The organism is Halomonas cupida (genome assembly GCF_900142755.1).
In the GTDB taxonomy this organism is placed as follows: Bacteria; Pseudomonadota; Gammaproteobacteria; order Pseudomonadales; family Halomonadaceae; genus Halomonas; species Halomonas cupida.
The window spans coordinates 407,253-427,068 of sequence record NZ_FRCA01000001.1 but is presented as its reverse complement, the minus strand read 5'-3'; the positions used below and the strand labels follow the sequence as shown (position 1 = coordinate 427,068).

The following is a 19,816-nucleotide window of genomic DNA, read 5'->3' as shown; positions in this document are numbered from 1 at the left end:
CGTGCTGGGAAAGGTCGAGCAAGAAAGGAGTCAATAACCGGCAGTTGTACAGGAGAAATATGGCAGGAATTGGCTGACAGGTGAGCTTTACCTGCCAGCCTATCGGTTCAGGTTCAGGGGGAAGAAACGTCTGTTTCGGCGGGCCGTGTAGGGTCACTGCTCCATTCGCTCCAGGAGCCGACATAAAGCCGCGGCAGCGGGCGCCCGGCAATTCGGTAGGCGAGAATATTGTGGCAGGCGGTCACCCCGGAACCACAATAGGCGATGGCCTCATCCGCCCGGGGTAGCTCTCCGTCCAGTTCGGCGACGCTCTTGAAACGCCCCTCCCCATCGAGGTTCTCGGCACAGGGGCGATTGACTGCACCGGGAATATGGCCGGCACGGGGATCCATGGGTTCCTGCTCACCACGGAAGCGCTCACCGGCACGGGCGTCGACCTTGAGCGCGTCACTGGCGGCTACTTCAGCCATCGCGATCAGTCCGGCACTGGAGAACTGCGGTTGCCAGTCAGAGGGTTCAGGAACCACGTCATCTCCCGTCTGCCATTCGCCTTCGATGGCCTGCCAGGCGGCAAGTCCTCCATCAAGCAGGGTGACATTCGGATGGCCCGCCCACTGGCTGAGCATCCACCAGGCACGTGCGGCGGCCAGTTGCCCGCCCATATCATCGAGCACCACAATGGGGCGCTCCGGGCGCACGCCGAGTTGCTGGAGCGTGCTGCGGAAGCTGTCCTCGTCGGGTAACGGGTGACGGCCGCCACTGCGGCTGAGATCGGCCAGATGTCGATCGAGATCGAGGTGCTGGCTACCGGGGATATGTGCCTCTCGCCACAGTTGCAGACCCGCCTCCGGTTGCCCGAGCCGGAAGCGGCAATCGAATACCTGGGGTGGCTCGGCGCTGGCCTGGGCAAGGCGCAACTGGTCAGCTTGAATCAAGGGAGTAGTCATGGCGGGCCTCCTTTGGCGGTTGCTGTCCTGGTAGAGAACAGGTCCTGGTAGAGAGCATATCCGTAGAAAACATGTCGCGATAAAGTACATGTCCCGGTCAAACACGTGCCCCGATAAAACGGCCGCTGTCCGAATCAGGCCAACCGCTCAATGGGAGCTCGGTGAGCAACCAATCGTCGACGACCGGCCTGGTCGAAGCGGACTTCAATCACCGGGTTGGCCGGATCGCCTTCCACGACGCTGACTTCCCCCTCCCCGAATACCGCATGACGAATGCGCTCCCCCGCCACGAAGGTGTCGCTGGTCACTGCCTGCGCCGTGCGGTCCTCGACCAGCGGCAGTTCGCTGCCGATGACCTTCAGGTAGCGACGCGCGAGCGGCACGGCAGCCAGTCTTACCGGCTCGGCTGGAGGCGTGGACTCGGCGAGTGCCTCGGCCAGACGGCAGGCATCCTCGCAGCCGGTCTCGGCAATGAAGCGACTGGGACGGTGGGCCCCGGCGTCATGGAGCAGCACCAGCTTTTCGATGGCACGGGTAATGGCGACGTAATACAGCCGCCGTTCTTCCTCGAGGCGCGCCGCATCCAGCGGGTTATCTCGAGTGTAGTGCGGAAAGTCTTCCTCGTTGACGCCTCCGACCACCACCAGCGGCCATTCCAGTCCCTTGGCGCCATGCACTGTGGTAATCAGAATACCATCGTCACGATTCTCCACCGGGCGCCGGAGCAGCTCGATGAAGGTCGTCAGATCCCGGACCTCGCGCGCCTGTTCGATCAGGACATCCAGTAGACGCACATCCTCTTCACCCTTGTCGCGGCGTGCCGCAGCGCGCTTGAGCACCTTCTCGGCATCTACCTCGGCCACCACATGCTCGAGCAATGCATCAGCACTCAAGCGGCCCAGACGAGGCAGCTCGCAGAGCAATTCCCAGCGCTTCTTGAGCGTGCGGCGCTGATGGGGTTTGAGCCGCGCCACCAGTGGGTCGTCACGCCCCGGCCAGCGCTGGGTCTCGGCCAGTCGAGTGACCAGCGCCGCCAGTACTTCGCGAGGCACGAAGCAGGTCGGCTGGGAGAACACCAGCAGCAGATGCGCCGGATCCTGAAGCAGACGGGGTTGCAGCACCAGGCTCAGATAACCGGCCAGCGCCTCGACCAGTGGCAGCCGGAAGACGAAACGATCCTCTCGAGCCAGACGGAAGGGAATGCCTTCACGCAGCAGGGCCAGCTGCATGGGCACCGACAGCGTCCAGCTACGCACCAGCAGGCACGCTTCTCCCAGTTGGCGTCCCTGGCGTTGCCAGTCACCGAGCTGTTCCAGAAATGCCGACGCCCCCTGGTGAACACAGATATCGGTGGTGGGGTTACCCGGTGCCGCCACGCACAGCTGGTCGGCCCGCCGCCGGTTGGCGTCGATCGCCTGGTTGGCAGCCAGCGCCAGGGCGTGGCCATAACGGAATGTCGTCGACAGCGGGTAGTCCGTGGCATGCCCGAAGACCCGGACGAAGTTGTCGAGCATGGCGTCGGGGCGGGCTCCACGCCATTCGTAGATGCATTGGTTGGCATCGCCCACCGCCATCACCGCTGCCTCGCGTCCGGCCAGCATGGCCAGCAGGCGCTGCTGGGCGGCATTGACGTCCTGGTATTCGTCGATGATGACGTGATCCAGAAAGCCCTGAACCCGGCGTTGCAGGTCAGGGGCAGCCTCCAGCGCCAGCAGCGGACGATACAGCAGGTCGGAATAGGTCATCAGGCCGTGCTCGGCCAGCAACGCCTCGGCACGATGCCAGGCAGCAACGAAATGGGAGCTCCCGTCACCAGGCTCGAGCCTTTCATAAACCAGTTGGGGATCAATGACCTCCGCCTTGACCAGACCACTGAAGTGGGCGAGTGCTTCGAGGCGGTCCTGCTCCAGAGCACTGTCGCGATCCGCATCGGCGTCGGTCAGCACCTCGAGTGTCGCCTGGCGCAGCAAACGCTCCAGTTGCCAGTCGGCGGTCAGCAGTTGTCGTGACTCGAGCGCTCTCCAGCGGGTCAGGCTCTGGGTCAGACGCAGCCCCAGGGAGTGGAAGGTACGCACGTCTGGTAGCGGCTGCCCCGATGGCGCCATCTCGGCGAGGCGACGCTGGAAATCCTCCCGCGCACTACGGTTGAACATCAGCACCATGATGCGACGCGGGTCGACGCCCTGCTGCAGCAGGTGGAGGACTCTGGCGACCATGGTCGTCGTCTTGCCGGAGCCCGCCACGGCGGCAACCCGTGCATGACCACCACCATGCCTGACAACTGCCTGCTGCTCCGAGGTCAACTTCATTCATCGGCCTCGACATTACCCAGCGGTTGCCAGTGCCCATCGCTCTCCAACCCCAGCCAGGTGCCATCCGACAACTGGCGGCTCTCTCCCTGCTCAACCAGCTGATAGAAGACATTGCGTCCCAGTCGGGCGGCGACGCCATGGACCAGGTCGAGCTGGGGAATCCGCTCTCCTGTCGGCGTGGCGGTCACCACCAATCGGTGCTGCTCACCCAGCGCAACCTGCTCACCGACATTGGTGGTCAGCGTCCAGATACCTTCGTCGAAGCTTGCCTCCACCACCACAAAAGCGCAGTCCTCGACACTGATGCGCCATTTCTCCACCGGTGTCACCAGATAGTGGTGGCCATCGGCCTCGCGGCGCAGAATCCTGGCGAATAACTGCACCAGCTCATGGCGAGTAATGGCGGTGCCTTCATGAATCCACTGGCCATCACGTGCAATCAGCAGATCCATATCCCCGCTCAGCTCCGGCGTCCATTGCCCGATTGGGGGGCGCTCGGCCAGCGGAGCTATGCCGCCAAGGATTCGCTCAAGTTGCATCACGTCCCTCCTCAATGGCTGGGCCCGAACTCAACCGGACAGAACTCAACTGGACAGAACTCAAACGGATCCGTGAGCCATACCGGCATTGATCAATTGCTGGCGAAGTTCGCCATCCACCGCCGGTGCCGCGCGACGGAACAACTGGTGGAAGTTGGCGGTCGTCTGCATGCCGACCTCCTCCAGGCTGATGCCGCGCTGCTGTGCAATGCACTCGGCCACTTCCACCACCCAGGCGGGCTGGTTGGGCTTGCCACGGTGCGGCACCGGCGCCAGATACGGGCTATCGGTTTCGATCAGCAGCCGATCCAGCGGGATGACCCGCGCCAGTTCGCGAAGCGACTCGGCATTGCGAAAGGTCACGATTCCCGACAGTGAGATGTAGAAACCGTGAGCCACCGCCGCCCGGGCCATGTCCAGATCCTCGGTGAAGCAGTGCAGTACACCGCCAATCTCCGGGTCGGTATAGCGGCGAATCAGCTCAAGGGTGTCTTCACGCGCCTCGCGGGTATGTACCACAATCGGCAGCCCGAGTTGCGTGGCTGCCTGCAGGTGGCGAGCAAAGCGCTCATGTTGCTGTTCGCGGGAGACATGATCGTAATGGTAGTCCAGCCCCGACTCACCGATGGCCACGGCATCGTGGTCCTCGGCACAGCGCACGATGTCCTCGACACTCGGCTCCTGCTCCAACTGCTGGAGCGGGTGAACTCCCGCCGAGATCACCACATCATCGTGGCGGGAACGGATCTCCGCCAGGCCGGGCACGCCGTCGAGGGTCACACTGATGGCAAGAAACTGTTTGACGCCACGGTCACGCGCAGCGTCGAGGACCTTGTCGAGATCACCGTCGCAGGTTTCCGGGGACAGGCGATCAAGATGGCAATGGGAATCGACGAACATGCCGGACTCTCTTTTTCTGGAAAATACTGATTCTGGAAAATACTGATTCTGGAAATTCTGCTTCAACTGTCTGAACAATGCAGTTGCTCGACAGGATCGGCGCAGGTGCACCGGGGCCCAATTCACAGGAGCTCGGATCGCCCGGGCCACTGGAGTTCAGGAGCGCAACAGTGCCGCCCAGCGCACCAGCCAAGCCTCGAGCACCAGTTGGGCATTGGGGTTGCCGCCCTCGCCCAGCAGGCGTCGCTGCTCACGGGCATAGTCAAGCAACCGGAACCAATCCTGCACTCGCGCATTCTTGACCGCCTGACGATACAAAGGCATCAGGTCCGGGTTGCGCAGGTCGCCGGACTCACCGGAAAGACCAAAGCGAATCAGGTCCTCCAACCAGGCGATACCGTACCACAGGATGCGGTCCACTGACTGGCGATCCAGGCGTGCCGCCTCCGCCACTGGCTCGGCTCCCCGCACCAGTGCATCGAAGGTTTCATGGAGTTGCTGCCGCAGTGCTCGAGAACCGGGCTCGGCCATCTCGGTGGCCAACAGCGGCAGTCCCCCTGCGGCACGCCACCAGAAGCGGGCTTCCTCTTCGCTGCCGAGCTGCTCGACCAACCAGCCGAGGCTGCTCTCGAGCTCGGGAATCGCCAGGCTCCAGTGCTGGCAGCGTGAGCGTATGGTGGGCAGCAGCCGTGATGGCATATCCGACTGCAGGATGAACAGGGTACTCGCCCCCGGTTCCTCGAGGCTCTTGAGCAGAGCATTGGCAGCGGCGATGTTCATCGCCTCGGCCGGTTTGATCTCGATGACCCGATAGCCGCCCTGCTGAGCCGTCTGGGAAACGAAGGTATTGACCTGACGAATCGGATCGATTCGGATCATCCGCTTGCCGTCCTCCGGCACCACCCTGAGCAGGTCAGGATGATAGCCCGATGCCAGCATATGGCAGGAGTGGCAACGGCCACAGGCCAGCTCATCGGGCTGGGCGCACAGCGCTCGCGCCGTCAGTGCCTCGGCCAGAGTCTGCTTGCCGATGCCATGGGGGCCGGAAACCAGCAGCGCATGGGGCAGTCGGCCGGCGTCCATCAAGCGCACCAACTCCCGCCAGCGCGGCAGCAGCCAGGGCAAGGGCGTGGCGTTCAACTCTCCAGTGGTCATGACCAGGCTGCCGTGCGGTTGCGCAGTTGCTGTGCAATCTGTGCCTGAACCTCGTCGAGGCTACCACTGGCGTCGATGACGGACATACGTTGTGGATCAGCGGCAGCGCGTGCGAGATAGGCGTCACGGACCCGCTCGAAGAAGTCACGCTGCTCCTGTTCGAAACGATCACGTACCTCTCCCCGGCGGTCGAGCCGGCCGGCCAGCCTCTGCTCCGCGGCTTCCAGCGGCATATCCAGCAGCAGGGTCAGATCCGGTGCCAGCTCTCGCTGAACAAACTGTTCCAGCAGCGCGATCCGCTCGGCGTCGATGCCACGTCCTCCGCCCTGGTAGGCAAAGGTAGCATCGGTGAAACGATCCGAGACCACCCAGGCACCGCGTTCCAGTGCCGGACGGATCTTGCCGGCCAGGTGCTGGGCGCGAGCGGCGAACACCAACAGCAGCTCGGCATCGCTGTCCAGCGGCTCATCACCATGGGCCAGCAGCAACTGACGCATCGCCTCGGCACGCGGCGTGCCACCCGGCTCGCGGGTCTCGACGACCTCAATGCCCTGGCCACGCAGAAAGTCGACAACAAAACCCAGGTTGGTCGACTTGCCGACGCCTTCACCCCCCTCGAGGGTGATGAAGCGGCCTCGGGTTGGCGTCACTTGCGGGGACATATCGGCTCCTGTACCCATGATCTGTGGTGCCTCAACAAGGGAGGCAGCATTTGGTGATTGAAACTGCACTCAACGATTGAGAACGTACTTAACGATTGAGAACGTACTTAACGATTGAGAATGTACTTGTTGACGGCGTTGTTGTGCTCACGCAGCGTACGCGAGAAGTGATGAGTGCCATCACCCCGCGACACGAAATACAGTGTATCGCCCTCGGCAGGATGCACGGCGGCCTCGAGTGCAGCGCGTCCCGGCAACGCAATCGGTGTCGGCGGCATACCCTCGATCACATAGGTGTTGTAGTCGGTCGCTTCGCGCAGATCGGCACGGGTAATGTTGCCCTGATAGCGGTCACCCATGCCGTAGATCACGGTCGGGTCCGTCTGCAGTCGCATGCCCCGCTCTAGTCGCCGCTTGAATACCCCGGCAATCTCGTCACGCTCCTCGGGAGCTCCGGTTTCGCGCTCCACCAACGATGCCATGATCAACGCCTCGTAAGGCGTGTCATAGGGCAGATCCTCGTCACGCGACTCCCACAGATCAGCCAGCACGCTGTCCATCCGCCGCAGCGCCTGACTCAGGATCTGCTGGTCACTCACGCCCTTGTGATAGACATAGGTATCGGGGAAGAAGCGCCCCTCGGGATGCTCACCTTCACGGCCCAGCAAGGCCATGAGTTCGTCGTCAGACATGTCCTCGGTATCGTGGGCCAGTTTCTCGGCACTGTTCAGGGCGCTGCGCATCTGTGCGAAGGTCCAGCCCTCGGGAACGGTCACGCTGTAGGTGACCACCTCGGCGTTGGCCATTCGATCCAGTACATCAAGCCCGCTCATGTCAGGCTCGAGGCGATATTCACCGGGCTTGAGAGACGGCACGCGGCCGGGTTCCAGACGCGTCAGCAACTTGAACGCCCAACCGGACTCCAGCACGCCGCTGTCTTCCAACTGGTCGACCACACGATTGAAGCCAGCCCCCGGGGCAACCTCAAAGAGAACCGGCTCGTCCACCGCAATGGGAGCCTCGAGCTGCAACTGCCAGTAACGATAACCCGCAAAGGCTGCCGTCAACCCCAGTACCAGCAGCACCACCAGAGCCTTGAGCGCTATGCGCATGACTTTTCCTTGATTGCCAGCAGAAGAAACCATCAACCCGGTCATCAAGTGGATCTTCCCGGCCCCCTTGATTGACGCTCACACCTCCACCTGCCGAGATCAGTCTCTGCGGGAGCGGTGCAAGTCAGCGCCGACTCGGTGGTCGGCAACGGCACCTCCTGTACCGTTATCCATTCGACATGACTGCCGAATGGCGATCGTCGCCCCCTTCAGCCACCAACATACCCGAGCGCCAGGTGCGCCTGATGTTGAAGGTCACGATGTAGATGACCAGGTTGCCACCGGGCAAGTTCCCGCCCGTCGGCATCCTCGAGACGTGAAACCGGCCAGACACCCTGAACACTATTGCCGACCCAGAGCGCGGCACAACCGGGCAACTGATCAGCGACCAGAGGGTGCTCCTCGAGCACGGCAAGATCCAACAGCGCCTGACGCAACGTTCCCGCCACACCACACTGGTCCAGGGGCGGTGTGTACACCGGTGTTTGATGGCTTGTTTCCGGTGCCCAGAACAGGTTCATACTGGTGGCCTCGATCACCAGACCCTCGCAATCCATCAACAGGCCTTCGGCAACCATGGGGTCCTGCCACTCTCCCCGCGCCAGAACATTCTCGAGGCGCGCCATGTGCTTGATGCCGGCCAGCAACGGTTGACGCGCCAGACCAGTGCGACACAGCCGAACCGTGACACCCTGCCAACGCTGTGTATCCGGGGAAAAGTCCTGGGCCTGCCACACCAGACGAGGGACGGGCTGAGCTGGAAGAGCATAACCGCGACCGCCGCTGCCGCGGGTATAGATCAGCTTGAGCACCTTGAGGCCCGCACCCAGCGTCGCAGGCAACCTCTCCAGCTCTGACTCGGCAGGTGGCGGCATGCCCAACACACGACAGCCACGCCGGAGCCTCTGCAGATGAAGATCCCACAACTGTGGACGCCCATCGCGAACCAGCACTGTCTCGAACAGACCGTCACCATAGGCAAGGCCACGGTCGTCGAGCGGCAACTGTGTCTGGTTCACGAGATCCTGTTTCACGAAACCCATTGACCCATCAGACGCGCTTGAACACCAGAGTTCCGTTGGTGCCACCGAAGCCGAAGGAGTTCGACAGCGAGACATCCACCTTCGACTCACGAGCGGTGTGCGGCACATAGTCGAGCACACAGCCTTCCTGCGGGTTGTCGAGGTTGATGGTCGGCGGCAATACATTGTCGCGAATGGCGAGAATGCTGAATACCGCTTCCACCGCACCGGCGGCGCCCAGCAGGTGACCGATCATCGACTTGGTCGAGCTGACGGCCACCTTTTCGGCAGCGCTGCCCATGACCTTCTCGACGGCGCGACTCTCCGCCAGATCACCCGCAGCAGTCGAGGTTCCGTGCGCATTGATGTAGTCGATCGCGGACGGATCGATGGCAGCATCCTTGATTGCATTGGCCATGGAAGCCGCCGCGCCTCTACCGTCTTCCGGCGGCAAGGTCATGTGATAGGCGTCATCGCTCATGCCGAAGCCGATCAGTTCAGCGTAGATGTTCGCACCACGAGCCTTGGCGTGCTCGTATTCCTCGAGCACCAGTACACCAGCACCGTCGGAGAGCACGAAGCCATCACGATCACGATCCCAGGGACGACTTGCCGCTTGCGGATCGTCGTTGCGGGTGGACAGCGCGCGAGCTGCGGAGAAGCCACCCAGGCCCAACGGTGTGGTGGCCATCTCGGCGCCACCACAGACCATCACATCGGCATCGCCATAGGCGATGGTACGAGCGCTGTAGCCGATATTATGGGTACCGGTGGTACAGGCCGTGGTGATCGCGATGTTGGGGCCTCGGAAGCCATGCTGGATCGCCAGATTGCCCGAGATCATGTTGATGATGGATCCCGGCACAAAGAACGGCGAGATACGGCGCGTACCGCTCTTGAGCAGCGCGTGATGGTTGTGCTCGATCATCGGCAGCCCACCGATGCCCGACCCGATGGCAACACCGATACGATCAGCATTCTCGTCGTTGCACTCGATACCGGCATCACTGATGGCCTGAGCCCCGGCGGCAACGCCGTACTGGATGAACAGGTCCATCTTGCGCGCATCCTTGGGGTTCAGGTACGGGCTGATGTCGAAATCCTTGACCGAGCCGCCAAAACGCGTATTGAAGCCGCTGACATCAAAGTGCTCGATGGGCGCCACACCGCTCTTGCCGGCCAGAATGCTCTCCCAGCTTTCCTTGACGGTATTGCCAACCGGCGTGACCAGTCCCAGGCCAGTCACCACTACCCTTCTGCGAGACATCAGCTTTCCTCCAGACATCCAATTGATCACGACCCGCTTCCAGAGGGTCGTCATGTTGCGCGCATTATACCTGAGAGGACACCACTGCGCTCCCCCGGCCCAGCGCGAAATCCAGCTCCGGTGTCAAGCCGATGCTGTGCGGCTCCGAATGGCCGCGGCAGGCCTCCATATCGACATCAGACGGCTACAGGGTGAGCCTTTTAGATATCGCGCGAGGGCCTTCCAGATATGCAAAAGCCGCCCTCGTCTGGAGGGCGGCTTTCCGGAGAGTTGAACTCCCTGGTTTCAGGGAGTCTGGCTCTCTCATTTCAGCAAGCGGCATCGACCGCCACCGAAAGCTCGATCAGCAAACGCTGATGTGAACTTACTGGTGAGCGTTGACGTAGTCGATAGCTTCCTGAACAGTGGTGATCTTCTCTGCTTCTTCGTCAGGAATTTCGGTATCGAATTCCTCTTCCAGCGCCATCACCAGCTCGACGGTATCCAGGGAATCAGCGCCCAGGTCCTCGGTGAAGGAAGATGAGTTCTGAATATCCTCTTCCTTGACGTTCAGGCGCTCAGCTACAACTTTCTTCACGCGCTCTTCGATGGTGCTCATTTAATCGTACTCCAGTCGTTCACGTTAGCCGTTCTGATGACCAGCTGTTTAATCCGCAATAAACTGCGGGGTAGTTTATAGACCCCTCGGGGTCGACGCAACACACGCAGGGTGCGCGTTCAACGCATATTCATGCCACCATTGACATGCAGCGTCTCGCCAGTGATGTATCCCGCTCCGTCACTGACAAGAAATCCGACAGCGGCGGCGATTTCTTCCGGCTTGCCGAGGCGTGCCAGCGGCACCTGCCCCTTGAGCTGGGTATGCTGCTCCTCGGACAGTGCATCGGTCATATCGGTCGCGATGAACCCCGGAGCCACAGCATTGACGGTAATATCGCGAGATGCAACCTCACGCGCCAGCGCACGGGTGAAACCTTCCATACCGGCCTTGGCAGCAGCATAGTTGGTCTGACCGAGGTTGCCCATGGTCGCCACTACCGAACTGATCGATACGATACGCCCCCAGCGTGCCCGGGTCATGCCACGCAGGCAGGCTTTGCTGACGCGGTAGACAGACTTGAGGTTGGTGTCCACCACGCTGTCCCACTCGTCTTCCTTCATCCGCATCAGCAGGTTATCGCGGGTAATGCCGGCGTTGTTGACAAGAATGGTCGGTGCACCAAATTCCTCACCGATCGCCTTGATCAAGCCATCGATGCTCTGCTGGTCGGTGACATCAAGGCAGCGACCGGCACCTTCGATGCCATTGGCCTTGAGATCCGCATCGATACGCTCGGCGCCACTATCCGATGTCGCCGTGCCGATAACGACACAGCCCTGCCGTCCCAGCTCGTGCGCGATGGCGCGACCGATGCCGCGACTGGCTCCAGTAATGAGGGCGACTCTACGCTCGGTTGTCATGATCACTTCCCGTTAATTCATCGAACAGGTCCGTTGAAACGGCCCGACCCGAAGCTCGGTCGGGCACAACGTCACGGGACCTCGTCTCTTCAAGGCACTTCTCGTATCAAAGTGCTTTTCGTGTCAAAGCACTTCTCGTGCCAGCTCCAGCGCTGCAGACAGGCTATCGGGGTCGTTGACCGCCAGCCCGCGACTGCCACGAGCAATACGCTTGTTGAGGCCGGTCAGCACCTTGCCGGGGCCACACTCGATGAAGACCTCGGCACCACCAGACGCCATGGCCTCGACACAAGAGACCCAGCGCACAGGCTGATAGAGCTGCTCAATCAGACGCGTACGCAATGTCTCGACGTCAGCGTGAGCACAGGCATCCACATTCTGAACCACCGTATAGCGCGGCGCACGCAGCTCGATGTCATTCAACGCCTCCGCCAGACGTTCGGCCGCCGGACGCATCAGTGCACAATGCGATGGCACCGACACCGGCAGCGGCATGGCGCGCTTGGCACCTGCCGCCTGACAGGCCGCTATCGCACGATCCACCGCCTGACGGGAACCGGCAATCACCACCTGCCCCGGGGCATTGTAGTTGACAGCGGAGACCACGTCCCCCTGCGCAGCCTCGACACAGGCAGCCTCAACAGCAGCATCCTCGAGACCGAGAATTGCCGCCATGGCGCCCTCTCCGGCCGGCACTGCTTCCTGCATGGCCTCACCACGCAGGCGCACCAGACGCACGCCTTCGGCAAATGTCATCACACCGGCGCAGACCATGGCGCTGTACTCACCGAGACTATGCCCGGCCATGGCGCCAGGGCGCGGCCCTTCGAGTTCCTGCCAGACACGCCAGATGGCCACACTCGAGGCCAACAACGCCGGCTGTGTGCAAGCGGTAGCGTTGAGCGCGGTGTCCGGCCCTTCCTGCACGACCTTCCACAGATCATAGCCGAGTGCTTCTGCGGCTTCCTCGAAGGTGGTTCTCACCACACTGTAGCGTTCCGCCAGTTCACGCAGCATCCCTACCTGCTGCGAGCCCTGCCCAGGAAAGATAAGGGCAAGCGGTTGGGTCATGTCGATCACCTATGCTCTTGTTGGTCACCGATCAGCTGCCAGCCCTGGCAACGAATGTCCTCCAGCCGGAGACGACACTGATCGACGATGAACGAGCTCGGCCTCCAGCCGGCTCGGCAAGTCACGACTGACTTCCTGCACGGCTCGTCTGAGCGCGTAATGGAAGCCTGCTGCATCGCAGCTGCCGTGACTCTTGATAATGATTCCCGCCAACCCCAACAGGCTGGCGCCGTTGTAACGCACCGGATCCAGCTCATTCTTGAGGCGTTTGAGTGCAGGACGCGCCAACAGCCCCACCAGACGACTGCTCCAGTGGGCCTCGAAAGTTGCCTGCACACGCTGCACCAGCATCCGCGCCAGGCCTTCGCTGGCCTTGAGCACGGCGTTGCCGACAAAACCGTCGCACACCACCACATCCGCTTCACCGGCGAAGATACCATCGCCCTCGATGAAGCCGCAGTAATTGATACCGCCAAGGCGCCGAAGTTCCAGGTCAGCCTGCTGCACGCTGGCCGCTCCCTTGGTCGACTCGGCACCGACATTGAGCAACGCAATACGTGGTGCAGCGATACCGTCGACATGGCGCGCCATGGCATCACCCATCAAGGCAAAGTCAACCAGCCGCGCGGCAGAAACGTCGACATTGGCCCCGAGATCCAGTAGATAACAGCGCCCATCATTTCGAGTGGGAATGGCAGTACTGATGGCCGGCCGCGGAATTCCCGCGACCATACCCAATGCGCGGCGCGACAGCGCCATCAGGGCTCCGGTATTGCCGGAGCTGACACCAACAGCGGCATCACCGCAGGCCACGCACTCAAGCATGCGCGCCATACTCGAATTCTGCGCATGACGCAGAGCTTCCGAGGGGCGCATGGATTGCACGATGACATCAGGCGCATCCACCAGGCGCATACGCGACGCCGCCGCGACCAGAGGCCGCGGCAGGCGTGAAATCTCGTCCTTCAGCTGCTGAAGGGGACCAAACAGCTGGATCTCGAGATTCGGGTCTTCGATGACCGCGCTGGCCGCACCTACCACAGTTGCATGGGGCCCCTTGTCCCCACCCATGGCATCAACGGCAATCCGCATCTCAGCGGCCAGACGGTATCAGGTACGTCGTCGCCTCAGGCGTCGACGACCTTGCGACCACGATAGAAGCCGTCCGGAGCGACGTGATGACGCAGGTGAGTGGTACCGGTTTCCTTGTCCTGAGACAGGGTCGGGGCACTCAGCGCATCGTGGCTACGACGCATGCCGCGCTTGGAACGGGTTTTACGGTTCTGTTGAACTGCCATGGGAATTCACTCCACAAGTATCGATCAGGATTCGGTGTTGCCCTTGAGGCGCTTGAGCACATCAAAGGGGCTGCCAGAAGGCGCTTCCGAGGCTTCGGCATCCGCCCCGCTGCTCAGCTGCTCGCGCGAGACAGGACATGCTGACTCGTCGTGGTAGACCACCTGGGGCAGGCTGAGGATCAGTTCATCCTCGACAGCCCCAAGCAGGTTCAGCTGTTCGTTTTCGACCAGCACTGGTTCATGAGTGCTGGGCAATTCGGCTGCCAGGTCGTCACTGGAGACGAGCCCGAGCAGGAAGTCGCTCGCGACATGTTGGGCCATGGGCTCGAGGCAGCGCCGACACGGCAGCTGCAGATCGGCCTCCAGGCGCCCCCGGATCACCCGACGCCCCTGAGCGTCAATGGCGAACTCCAGCCAGACACTGGCGTCGCCCTGCTGGATGCCGACCTCTTCGGTCAGACGATCCATATCGGCCAGCGCCACCAGGCCTTCAAGGTGTTCGGCATGGGCAGCGAGCTTGTACGGCTCGACCCTGCCGGGCAATCGTGAGGTCAACATAGGCGCGCAATGATAGGCACTCGCTGCCCCCCTGTCAAAGCCATGTTCTCAATGGGTTATAATCTTCCTTCATTTGCCGCCCCTCCCCTTGTTCAGGAGCCACAGATGTCCCGCATTGTTCTGGCATCCAGCTCACCCTGGCGCCGCGACCTGTTGTCGCGTCTTGGCCTGCCATTCACCTGTGCCAGCCCTGATATCGATGAACGACCTCTGGCCAACGAGACCCCGAGCGCACTGGTCCATCGCCTCGCACTGGCCAAGGCCCAGCGCCTCGCTGACGACTTTCCGCAGCACCTGATCATCGGTTCGGACCAGGTCGCCGTCTTCGCCGACCAGATCCTCGGCAAACCCCATAGCGAGCAACGGGCTCATGAACAGTTGAGCAGCTTCTCCGGCCAGCGCGTACGCTTCCTGACCGGCCTGGCCCTGATCGACACTCGGCTGGGCAGCCACCGGGTGGCCCATGAACATTACGATGTCATCTTCCGCCAGCTCAGCGAGGCGGAGATCGAGACATACGTGGCCCGCGAGCAGCCGCTGGACAGCGCAGGAAGCTTTCGCATGGAAGGATTGGGGATCACCCTCTTCGAGCGTCTCGAAGGTGACGACCCCAATACGTTGATCGGCCTGCCGCTGATTCGCCTTTGCCAGTGGCTGCGCGAGGCCGGCGCTGATCCTCTAACGACGTGACACCCATCCCAGCATGGGCGACTCGATTGCCGCCCGCGCCGCTTCAGCGCAATTGATAGCGCACCGGAGCCCCTGATTCCGACAGCCCCAGCAGTTGAGTCGCCATCATGCCCAGCTCACGACTGATGCGATCCAACGTTGCCTCTGGCGGCGTATAGTCATGCAGCTTCGGTTCATCCAGACGCTCTCGCGCCACATCCTCGATGCTGGCGATGTCGTCCACCAGGCCTAGCTGCTTCGCCTGTTCGCCGGTCCAGATAAGCCCGCTGAACACATCAGGGTCATCACTCAGACGATCTCCCCGCCCGGCCTTGACGTCCTCAACGAACTGGCGATAGGTGGTATTGAGAACTTCCTGCCAGAATGCCTGCTGCTCGGGACGAATATCGCTGAAAGGATCAAGGAAGGCCTTGTTGTCCCCCGCCGTGAACACCCGTCGCTCAATGCCCAGACTATCGATCGCCTCGCCGAGGCCGAAACCGGAGTAGATCACCCCGATCGACCCCACCAGGCTGGCCGGAGATGCGACAATCTCATCCGCCGCCGATGCCATGTAATAGGCACCGCTGGCTGCAATATCCTCCACCACGGCGATAATCGGCTTGTCACCGCTGTCACGCAGCCGCCGTATGGCATCATAGACACGCTGGGATTGCACCGGACTGCCGCCCGGGCTATTGATATGCAGCACCAACGCAACACTGTCCGACGCCTCCCAGGCCGCATTGAGCCCCTCGATAATGCGATCAGCATTGGCCGGTGATTCACTATCGATCACGCCCCTGATCTCGACCACACCCAGGTGCTGTCCCTCCACCACCCCGCCCACCGGTGCTCGGGTTGCGGCATAGACCAACGACCCCACCAGGGCAACAAACAACATCAACCATGCCAGGCGGAAGAACAGCTTCCAGCGGCGTGTGCGCCGCTGCTCCACCAACACTCCCTCGATCCAGCGGTCCATCACCTCGATCTGCTTGAGTCGCTGCTGTTCACGCAGCGCATCGATATCCTCGGTCGACACGGCGCTCTCAAGCGCTTCGGGTGCATGCCCCTGGGTCCAGGGATCTTCCGTTGACCTGTCACTCATTGCGTCATCTCCATGGGCCCCTTGGCCTCCATCAACTACCGCGACTCAGCAGCGCATCCATCACTGCCTGAAAATCATCCGCCATGACCACCGGCCGACAGGCCTGCAATCGCTCTCGGGAATGGACACCATAGCTCACCGCAATGCCATCCATCCCCAGTGCCGCCGCCATGGCCATGTCATACTCGGTGTCTCCGACCATCACCGCCCGCTCCACCGGCACCTCAAGCTCCACCAGCAGTTCTTCCAGCATCTGCGGATTGGGCTTGGAGCGGGTTTCGTCGGCGGTGCGACTGGCAGCGAACAGCGGCTCGATGGAGTGCTCACTAAAGGCACGATTCAGCCCCTTGCGGCTCTTGCCGGTGGCCACGGCCAGGCGCATGCCAGGAGTGGCCGCCAGTTGCGCCAACCCCTGTTCCACTCCAGGGTACCAACTCATGTCGGCTTCGCTGCCCGTCACAAAGTACCAGGCATAACGTTCCTTGAGCGCTTCAGCCTGCCCGGCGGTAATTCTCGGGCACAGTTCTGCGATGGCCTCCGGCAGCCCCAGGCCGACGATATTGCGCACCGCAGCCGCTTCCAGCGCCCCCCATCCCACGTCCAGGGCGGCAGCCTGCATACTGGACACGATACGGGCAATCGAATCCATCAGGGTGCCATCCCAGTCAAAAATCACCAGTTCATAGCGCAATTGAGCGGCTCCTCGTGCAACTACTCTCCCTCTTCGGCCAGGCGTGTCATCACCCTGGCATTGGCTTCCAACGTCTTGTGTACCGGGCAACGATCAGCAATCGCCAGCAGCGATGCTCGCTGGTCCTCGCTCAGATCTCCGGTGAGATGCAGCACCCGCTGAAAGTGATCGATCTTCCCGCTCTTGCCTTCACAGTCACTGCAGTCGCTGGCGTGGATCTTGTCATGAGAGACATCCACCACAACATCCTCCAGTGCGATCTGCTTGCGCCGCGCATAACTGCGCACGGTCATGGATGTGCAGGCCCCCAGTGCCGCCGACAGCAACTGGTAGGGGGTAAAGCCGAGATTGGTACCACCGTAGGCCAGCGGCTCATCCGCCAGCAGATGGTGCACTCCTGCTACGACATCCTGGCGAAAGCCCTCGGGGTCGGCCTCGGCAGTCCGGGTGATTCCCTCAGGCGCAGAAGCGTGAACTTCCGGGGGCGCGAGATCCAGATAACGGGAGGCCCATCCCGCGATGACTTCCGCCGCGTACTCGGCATCCTGCGCTCGAGTCAGCAGGTGGTCGGCATCATCGAGGGACACAAAGCTACGCGGATGCTTCGCCGCCATGAAGATCTGCGCAGCGTTATCCACATCTACCACGAGATCCCCCGGCGCGTGCATCACCAGCAAGGGACGTTTCAGAGCAGCGATACGTTGCGTCTGCTTCTGCTGATTCAGATCCTCAATGAACGAGCGCCGAATCAGGAATTCCCGCCCCGACAGTGCCACCCGGGCCTCACCGTCACGCTCGATGGCCTCGAGACTGGAGCCCAGGTTATGCACTACATGGGCAGGCTCGAAGGGTGCACCGATGGTGGTGATCGCCTTGACGTCGGGCAGCCTCTCGGCCGCGGCGATGACAGCCGCCCCGCCCAGCGAATGGCCGATCAACAACGTGGCTTTCTGACCACGCTGCTCAAGAAAGTCTGCCGCCGCCACCAGATCATCGACATTCGACGAGAAGTCGGTATTGGAAAATTCGCCCTGGGAATGCCCCAGACCAGTGAAATCGAAGCGCAATACCGCAACGCCCCTGGCCACCAGGCGCTGGGCTATGCGCCTCACGGCCAGCAAGTCCTTGGAACAGGTAAAACAGTGGGCAAAGATCGCCACCGCCTGGGGCTCGCCCGCCTCGGGCCTGTCGAATCGCGCAGCCAACGTCTGGCCATCGTGCCCGGCAAACTCTTCGCGAATGCTGATCATGTAATCGAACTCCTCCGCTTCCCTGCGTGTCGTTGTTTCGGATGCCGTCGACATGGTTTCGAGGGCCGCGCTACCAGCAGCGAGTTACCGAGACCGAACTTCCATGCCTACCGACCAAGGGTGAAGGATACATCCTTGAGTGCGAGACCAGCAGGACGCAAGCACCAAGTGCTCAAGCCAGTCGACGCTGGGTCAACCATTGTCGAGCTTTCAGTCTCGCGCCCTGGCGAGCACCGCTTCCAACTCTGGGCCCAACGGCGCACGAATCTGCACAGGCCTGCCACTGGTAGGCTCGGGAAAGGTGAGAGATGCAGCATGCAGGAAGAGACGGCCGAGGCCCAATCGCCGACTGAGCTGCGCGCCCTCACGAGTGCCATACTTGTCGTCGCCCAACAACGCATGGCCTGCATGGGCGGCATGAACCCTGATCTGGTGGGTCCGCCCGGTGATCGGCTCGGCCTCGACCAGGGTGGCGCCAGCGAAGGTCTCGCGCACCGCAAACCGCGTCCTGGACACCTTACCGGCTGCGTCGACGCGCACCCGCCGCTCACCATTACCGGCGTCATAGCGATCCAGGCGCGCACTGACGAAGTCGCGGCGGGCCGGCCAGCGGCCACCGACCAGAGCCAGATACTGCTTGTTCATCTGATGCTGCTTGAGCGAGGTGTTCAGCGCCAAAAGTGCGGGACGAGACTTGGCCAGCAATAGACAGCCGGAGGTGTCGCGATCCAGACGGTGGACCAGTTCCAGAAAATCCAGGTCGTCACGCACCTGACGCAATGCCTCGATCAAGCCGATCTTGACGCCACTGCCACCGTGAACAGCCAGCCCCGACGGCTTGTTCATCACCATCCAGTCCGGTCCCTCGAGCAACACACTGCCGACCAGCAGGTCTCTCAGGTTATCGCTGACCTCGCGCACAGCTTCCCGGGGGGCGACTCTGATTGGTGGAATACGCACCACATCCCCTACCTCGAGGCGATGGTCGGCCTTGACGCGCTTCTTGTTGACGCGCACTTCGCCCTTGCGAACGATACGGTAGACCATCGAGCGTGGTACGCCCTTCAGCCGCGACATCAGAAAATTGTCGACGCGCTGCCCGACCTGGCCTTCCGTTACTTCTATCCACTGCACTTCCTGACCTTCGGCCACGACAACACTCCACTGACAATCCCGCGGGGAAGGCGCCATTCTATGGCCTGCACCAGATGGCGTCGAGCTTCGGCCTGTACCCTACAAAACCTAGCCATACAGGCAGGTCACACAAACCGAGTCATACAAGCCCTGTATCCCGTTACAGGCACTACAGCGACTCAATTGCCGCACTCTAGTATTACTGTTATATTGCCTACTCGCTCCCAGGGTCCGTCCGACCCTCGCAGGCGCCTGCACGACAGACACGCAGGCCTGAGCGAAGACCTTGATTGATATGGCATTTGCCCTGGTCGTCTCAGAAATGTTTCGAGAAGCGACTTCCAGCGTCAATGCCGAAACGGAAGCAGCGCCCCGACCTCGTCCGCCATCAGAGGTTGGCATCTCCGGGTTCCTGATCTGAGTGTTCTCCTGCAGGTGAACCACAGCGAGGCCCCGCCAGGTGCCCGACAGCGAACGTAGTTCTGCGCGATGATTCCATTACAACATCCCCGCCGCCCCAGCTCTGCTGTATCTGGCGAGCCCAGCGACGGGATACGTACAACACCGTGCCGGAAGAGTCGGCGTCGGTGAATCGATGAATGCCAGGTGTTGGCGGTGACGGTAGGACCGGATGGGCGAAGACCCACCGAGACATGT

Annotated in this window: 20 protein-coding genes; 1 reads left to right on the top strand and 19 read right to left on the bottom strand. The window is 61.8% G+C overall.

Going from position 1 to position 19,816, the window contains the following annotated elements:
* Nucleotides 1-113: 113 nt before the first annotated feature.
* From BUE38_RS01825 to BUE38_RS01755, 15 genes are all read right to left on the bottom strand, one after another.
* The gene (locus BUE38_RS01825) at nucleotides 114-947 is read right to left on the bottom strand and encodes a sulfurtransferase (RefSeq protein WP_073433305.1); all 834 of its coding nucleotides are present in this window, start codon (nucleotides 945-947) and stop codon (nucleotides 114-116) included.
* Nucleotides 948-1,081: 134 nt separating this feature from the next.
* A complete protein-coding gene (locus BUE38_RS01820) occupies nucleotides 1,082-3,256 on the bottom strand; it encodes an ATP-dependent helicase (protein WP_073433304.1) in 2,175 nt (724 codons plus the stop codon).
* Nucleotides 3,253-3,798, bottom strand: coding sequence for a DUF1285 domain-containing protein (locus BUE38_RS01815; RefSeq protein ID WP_073433303.1), 546 nt, complete (start codon nucleotides 3,796-3,798; stop codon nucleotides 3,253-3,255). The genes BUE38_RS01820 and BUE38_RS01815 overlap by 4 nt, the downstream gene beginning before the upstream one ends.
* Nucleotides 3,799-3,858: 60 nt before the next feature.
* A complete protein-coding gene (locus tag BUE38_RS01810; RefSeq protein ID WP_073433302.1) occupies nucleotides 3,859-4,698 on the bottom strand; it encodes a TatD family hydrolase in 840 nt (279 codons plus the stop codon).
* A 156-nt stretch (nucleotides 4,699-4,854) separates the two neighbouring features.
* On the bottom strand, nucleotides 4,855-5,853 hold the full coding sequence (locus BUE38_RS01805; protein ID WP_073433301.1) for a DNA polymerase III subunit delta': 999 nt from the start codon (nucleotides 5,851-5,853) through the stop codon (nucleotides 4,855-4,857).
* Nucleotides 5,850-6,515, bottom strand: coding sequence for a dTMP kinase (tmk, locus tag BUE38_RS01800; RefSeq protein ID WP_073433300.1), 666 nt, complete (start codon nucleotides 6,513-6,515; stop codon nucleotides 5,850-5,852). Before tmk ends, BUE38_RS01805 begins: the two co-directional genes overlap by 4 nt.
* Before the next feature lie 107 nt (nucleotides 6,516-6,622).
* Nucleotides 6,623-7,627 carry an endolytic transglycosylase MltG gene (mltG, locus tag BUE38_RS01795; protein WP_084541657.1) on the bottom strand — a complete coding sequence of 335 codons (1,005 nt, stop codon included), beginning with the start codon at nucleotides 7,625-7,627 and terminating at the stop codon, nucleotides 6,623-6,625.
* 209 nt (nucleotides 7,628-7,836) lie between these two features.
* On the bottom strand, nucleotides 7,837-8,646 hold the full coding sequence (pabC, locus tag BUE38_RS01790; protein WP_234986734.1) for an aminodeoxychorismate lyase: 810 nt from the start codon (nucleotides 8,644-8,646) through the stop codon (nucleotides 7,837-7,839).
* Between the two features lie 31 nt (nucleotides 8,647-8,677).
* Nucleotides 8,678-9,916 (bottom strand): beta-ketoacyl-ACP synthase II, encoded by a 1,239-nt coding sequence (gene fabF, locus BUE38_RS01785; RefSeq protein ID WP_073433298.1) that lies wholly within the window; start codon nucleotides 9,914-9,916, stop codon nucleotides 8,678-8,680.
* 364 nt (nucleotides 9,917-10,280) lie between these two features.
* Nucleotides 10,281-10,514 (bottom strand): acyl carrier protein, encoded by a 234-nt coding sequence (acpP, locus tag BUE38_RS01780; protein WP_008956801.1) that lies wholly within the window; start codon nucleotides 10,512-10,514, stop codon nucleotides 10,281-10,283.
* A 119-nt stretch (nucleotides 10,515-10,633) separates the two neighbouring features.
* Entirely contained in the window at nucleotides 10,634-11,377 is a 744-nt protein-coding gene (fabG, locus tag BUE38_RS01775) for a 3-oxoacyl-ACP reductase FabG (RefSeq protein ID WP_073433297.1), read from the bottom strand.
* Between the two features lie 123 nt (nucleotides 11,378-11,500).
* A complete protein-coding gene (gene fabD, locus BUE38_RS01770) occupies nucleotides 11,501-12,448 on the bottom strand; it encodes an ACP S-malonyltransferase (RefSeq protein WP_073433751.1) in 948 nt (315 codons plus the stop codon).
* A gap of 24 nt (nucleotides 12,449-12,472) precedes the next feature.
* Entirely contained in the window at nucleotides 12,473-13,540 is a 1,068-nt protein-coding gene (plsX, locus tag BUE38_RS01765) for a phosphate acyltransferase PlsX (protein ID WP_073433296.1), read from the bottom strand.
* A 35-nt stretch (nucleotides 13,541-13,575) separates the two neighbouring features.
* A complete protein-coding gene (rpmF, locus tag BUE38_RS01760; protein ID WP_073433295.1) occupies nucleotides 13,576-13,746 on the bottom strand; it encodes a 50S ribosomal protein L32 in 171 nt (56 codons plus the stop codon).
* A gap of 24 nt (nucleotides 13,747-13,770) precedes the next feature.
* Complete coding sequence (locus BUE38_RS01755) at nucleotides 13,771-14,304, bottom strand: YceD family protein (RefSeq protein ID WP_073433294.1); 534 nt, start codon at nucleotides 14,302-14,304, stop codon at nucleotides 13,771-13,773.
* A 105-nt stretch (nucleotides 14,305-14,409) separates the two neighbouring features.
* Between BUE38_RS01755 and BUE38_RS01750 the strand changes: the two genes are divergently transcribed.
* Nucleotides 14,410-14,994 carry a Maf family protein gene (locus tag BUE38_RS01750; protein ID WP_073433293.1) on the top strand — a complete coding sequence of 195 codons (585 nt, stop codon included), beginning with the start codon at nucleotides 14,410-14,412 and terminating at the stop codon, nucleotides 14,992-14,994.
* A 43-nt stretch (nucleotides 14,995-15,037) separates the two neighbouring features.
* Here the strand turns inward: BUE38_RS01750 and sppA are convergent, their stop codons facing one another.
* The 4 genes from sppA to BUE38_RS01730 form a co-directional block, all read right to left on the bottom strand.
* Nucleotides 15,038-16,084, bottom strand: coding sequence for a signal peptide peptidase SppA (gene sppA, locus BUE38_RS01745; RefSeq protein ID WP_073433292.1), 1,047 nt, complete (start codon nucleotides 16,082-16,084; stop codon nucleotides 15,038-15,040).
* 31 nt (nucleotides 16,085-16,115) lie between these two features.
* Nucleotides 16,116-16,775, bottom strand: a complete 660-nt coding sequence (locus BUE38_RS01740) for an HAD-IA family hydrolase (RefSeq protein WP_073433291.1) — start codon at nucleotides 16,773-16,775, stop codon at nucleotides 16,116-16,118.
* A gap of 20 nt (nucleotides 16,776-16,795) precedes the next feature.
* Nucleotides 16,796-18,025 (bottom strand): bifunctional alpha/beta hydrolase/OsmC family protein, encoded by a 1,230-nt coding sequence (locus tag BUE38_RS01735; protein ID WP_073433290.1) that lies wholly within the window; start codon nucleotides 18,023-18,025, stop codon nucleotides 16,796-16,798.
* A 210-nt stretch (nucleotides 18,026-18,235) separates the two neighbouring features.
* Nucleotides 18,236-19,177, bottom strand: a complete 942-nt coding sequence (locus tag BUE38_RS01730) for an RluA family pseudouridine synthase (RefSeq protein WP_073433289.1) — start codon at nucleotides 19,175-19,177, stop codon at nucleotides 18,236-18,238.
* Nucleotides 19,178-19,816: the final 639 nt, after the last annotated feature.

Bases quoted from the DNA above. Each gene is read 5' to 3' on its own strand.
- BUE38_RS01825 (WP_073433305.1), bottom strand. From the start codon at position 947: ATGACTACTCCCTTGATTCAAGCTGACCAGTTGCGCCTTGCCCAGGCC.
- BUE38_RS01820 (WP_073433304.1), bottom strand. From the start codon at position 3,256: ATGAAGTTGACCTCGGAGCAGCAGGCAGTTGTCAGGCATGGTGGTGGT.
- BUE38_RS01815 (WP_073433303.1), bottom strand. From the start codon at position 3,798: ATGCAACTTGAGCGAATCCTTGGCGGCATAGCTCCGCTGGCCGAGCGC.
- BUE38_RS01810 (WP_073433302.1), bottom strand. From the start codon at position 4,698: ATGTTCGTCGATTCCCATTGCCATCTTGATCGCCTGTCCCCGGAAACC.
- BUE38_RS01805 (WP_073433301.1), bottom strand. From the start codon at position 5,853: ATGACCACTGGAGAGTTGAACGCCACGCCCTTGCCCTGGCTGCTGCCG.
- tmk (WP_073433300.1), bottom strand. From the start codon at position 6,515: ATGTCCCCGCAAGTGACGCCAACCCGAGGCCGCTTCATCACCCTCGAG.
- mltG (WP_084541657.1), bottom strand. From the start codon at position 7,627: ATGCGCATAGCGCTCAAGGCTCTGGTGGTGCTGCTGGTACTGGGGTTG.
- fabF (WP_073433298.1), bottom strand. From the start codon at position 9,916: ATGTCTCGCAGAAGGGTAGTGGTGACTGGCCTGGGACTGGTCACGCCG.
- acpP (WP_008956801.1), bottom strand. From the start codon at position 10,514: ATGAGCACCATCGAAGAGCGCGTGAAGAAAGTTGTAGCTGAGCGCCTG.
- fabG (WP_073433297.1), bottom strand. From the start codon at position 11,377: ATGACAACCGAGCGTAGAGTCGCCCTCATTACTGGAGCCAGTCGCGGC.
- fabD (WP_073433751.1), bottom strand. From the start codon at position 12,448: ATGACCCAACCGCTTGCCCTTATCTTTCCTGGGCAGGGCTCGCAGCAG.
- plsX (WP_073433296.1), bottom strand. From the start codon at position 13,540: ATGCGGATTGCCGTTGATGCCATGGGTGGGGACAAGGGGCCCCATGCA.
- rpmF (WP_073433295.1), bottom strand. From the start codon at position 13,746: ATGGCAGTTCAACAGAACCGTAAAACCCGTTCCAAGCGCGGCATGCGT.
- BUE38_RS01755 (WP_073433294.1), bottom strand. From the start codon at position 14,304: ATGTTGACCTCACGATTGCCCGGCAGGGTCGAGCCGTACAAGCTCGCT.
- BUE38_RS01750 (WP_073433293.1), top strand. From the start codon at position 14,410: ATGTCCCGCATTGTTCTGGCATCCAGCTCACCCTGGCGCCGCGACCTG.
- sppA (WP_073433292.1), bottom strand. From the start codon at position 16,084: ATGAGTGACAGGTCAACGGAAGATCCCTGGACCCAGGGGCATGCACCC.
- BUE38_RS01735 (WP_073433290.1), bottom strand. From the start codon at position 18,025: ATGATCAGCATTCGCGAAGAGTTTGCCGGGCACGATGGCCAGACGTTG.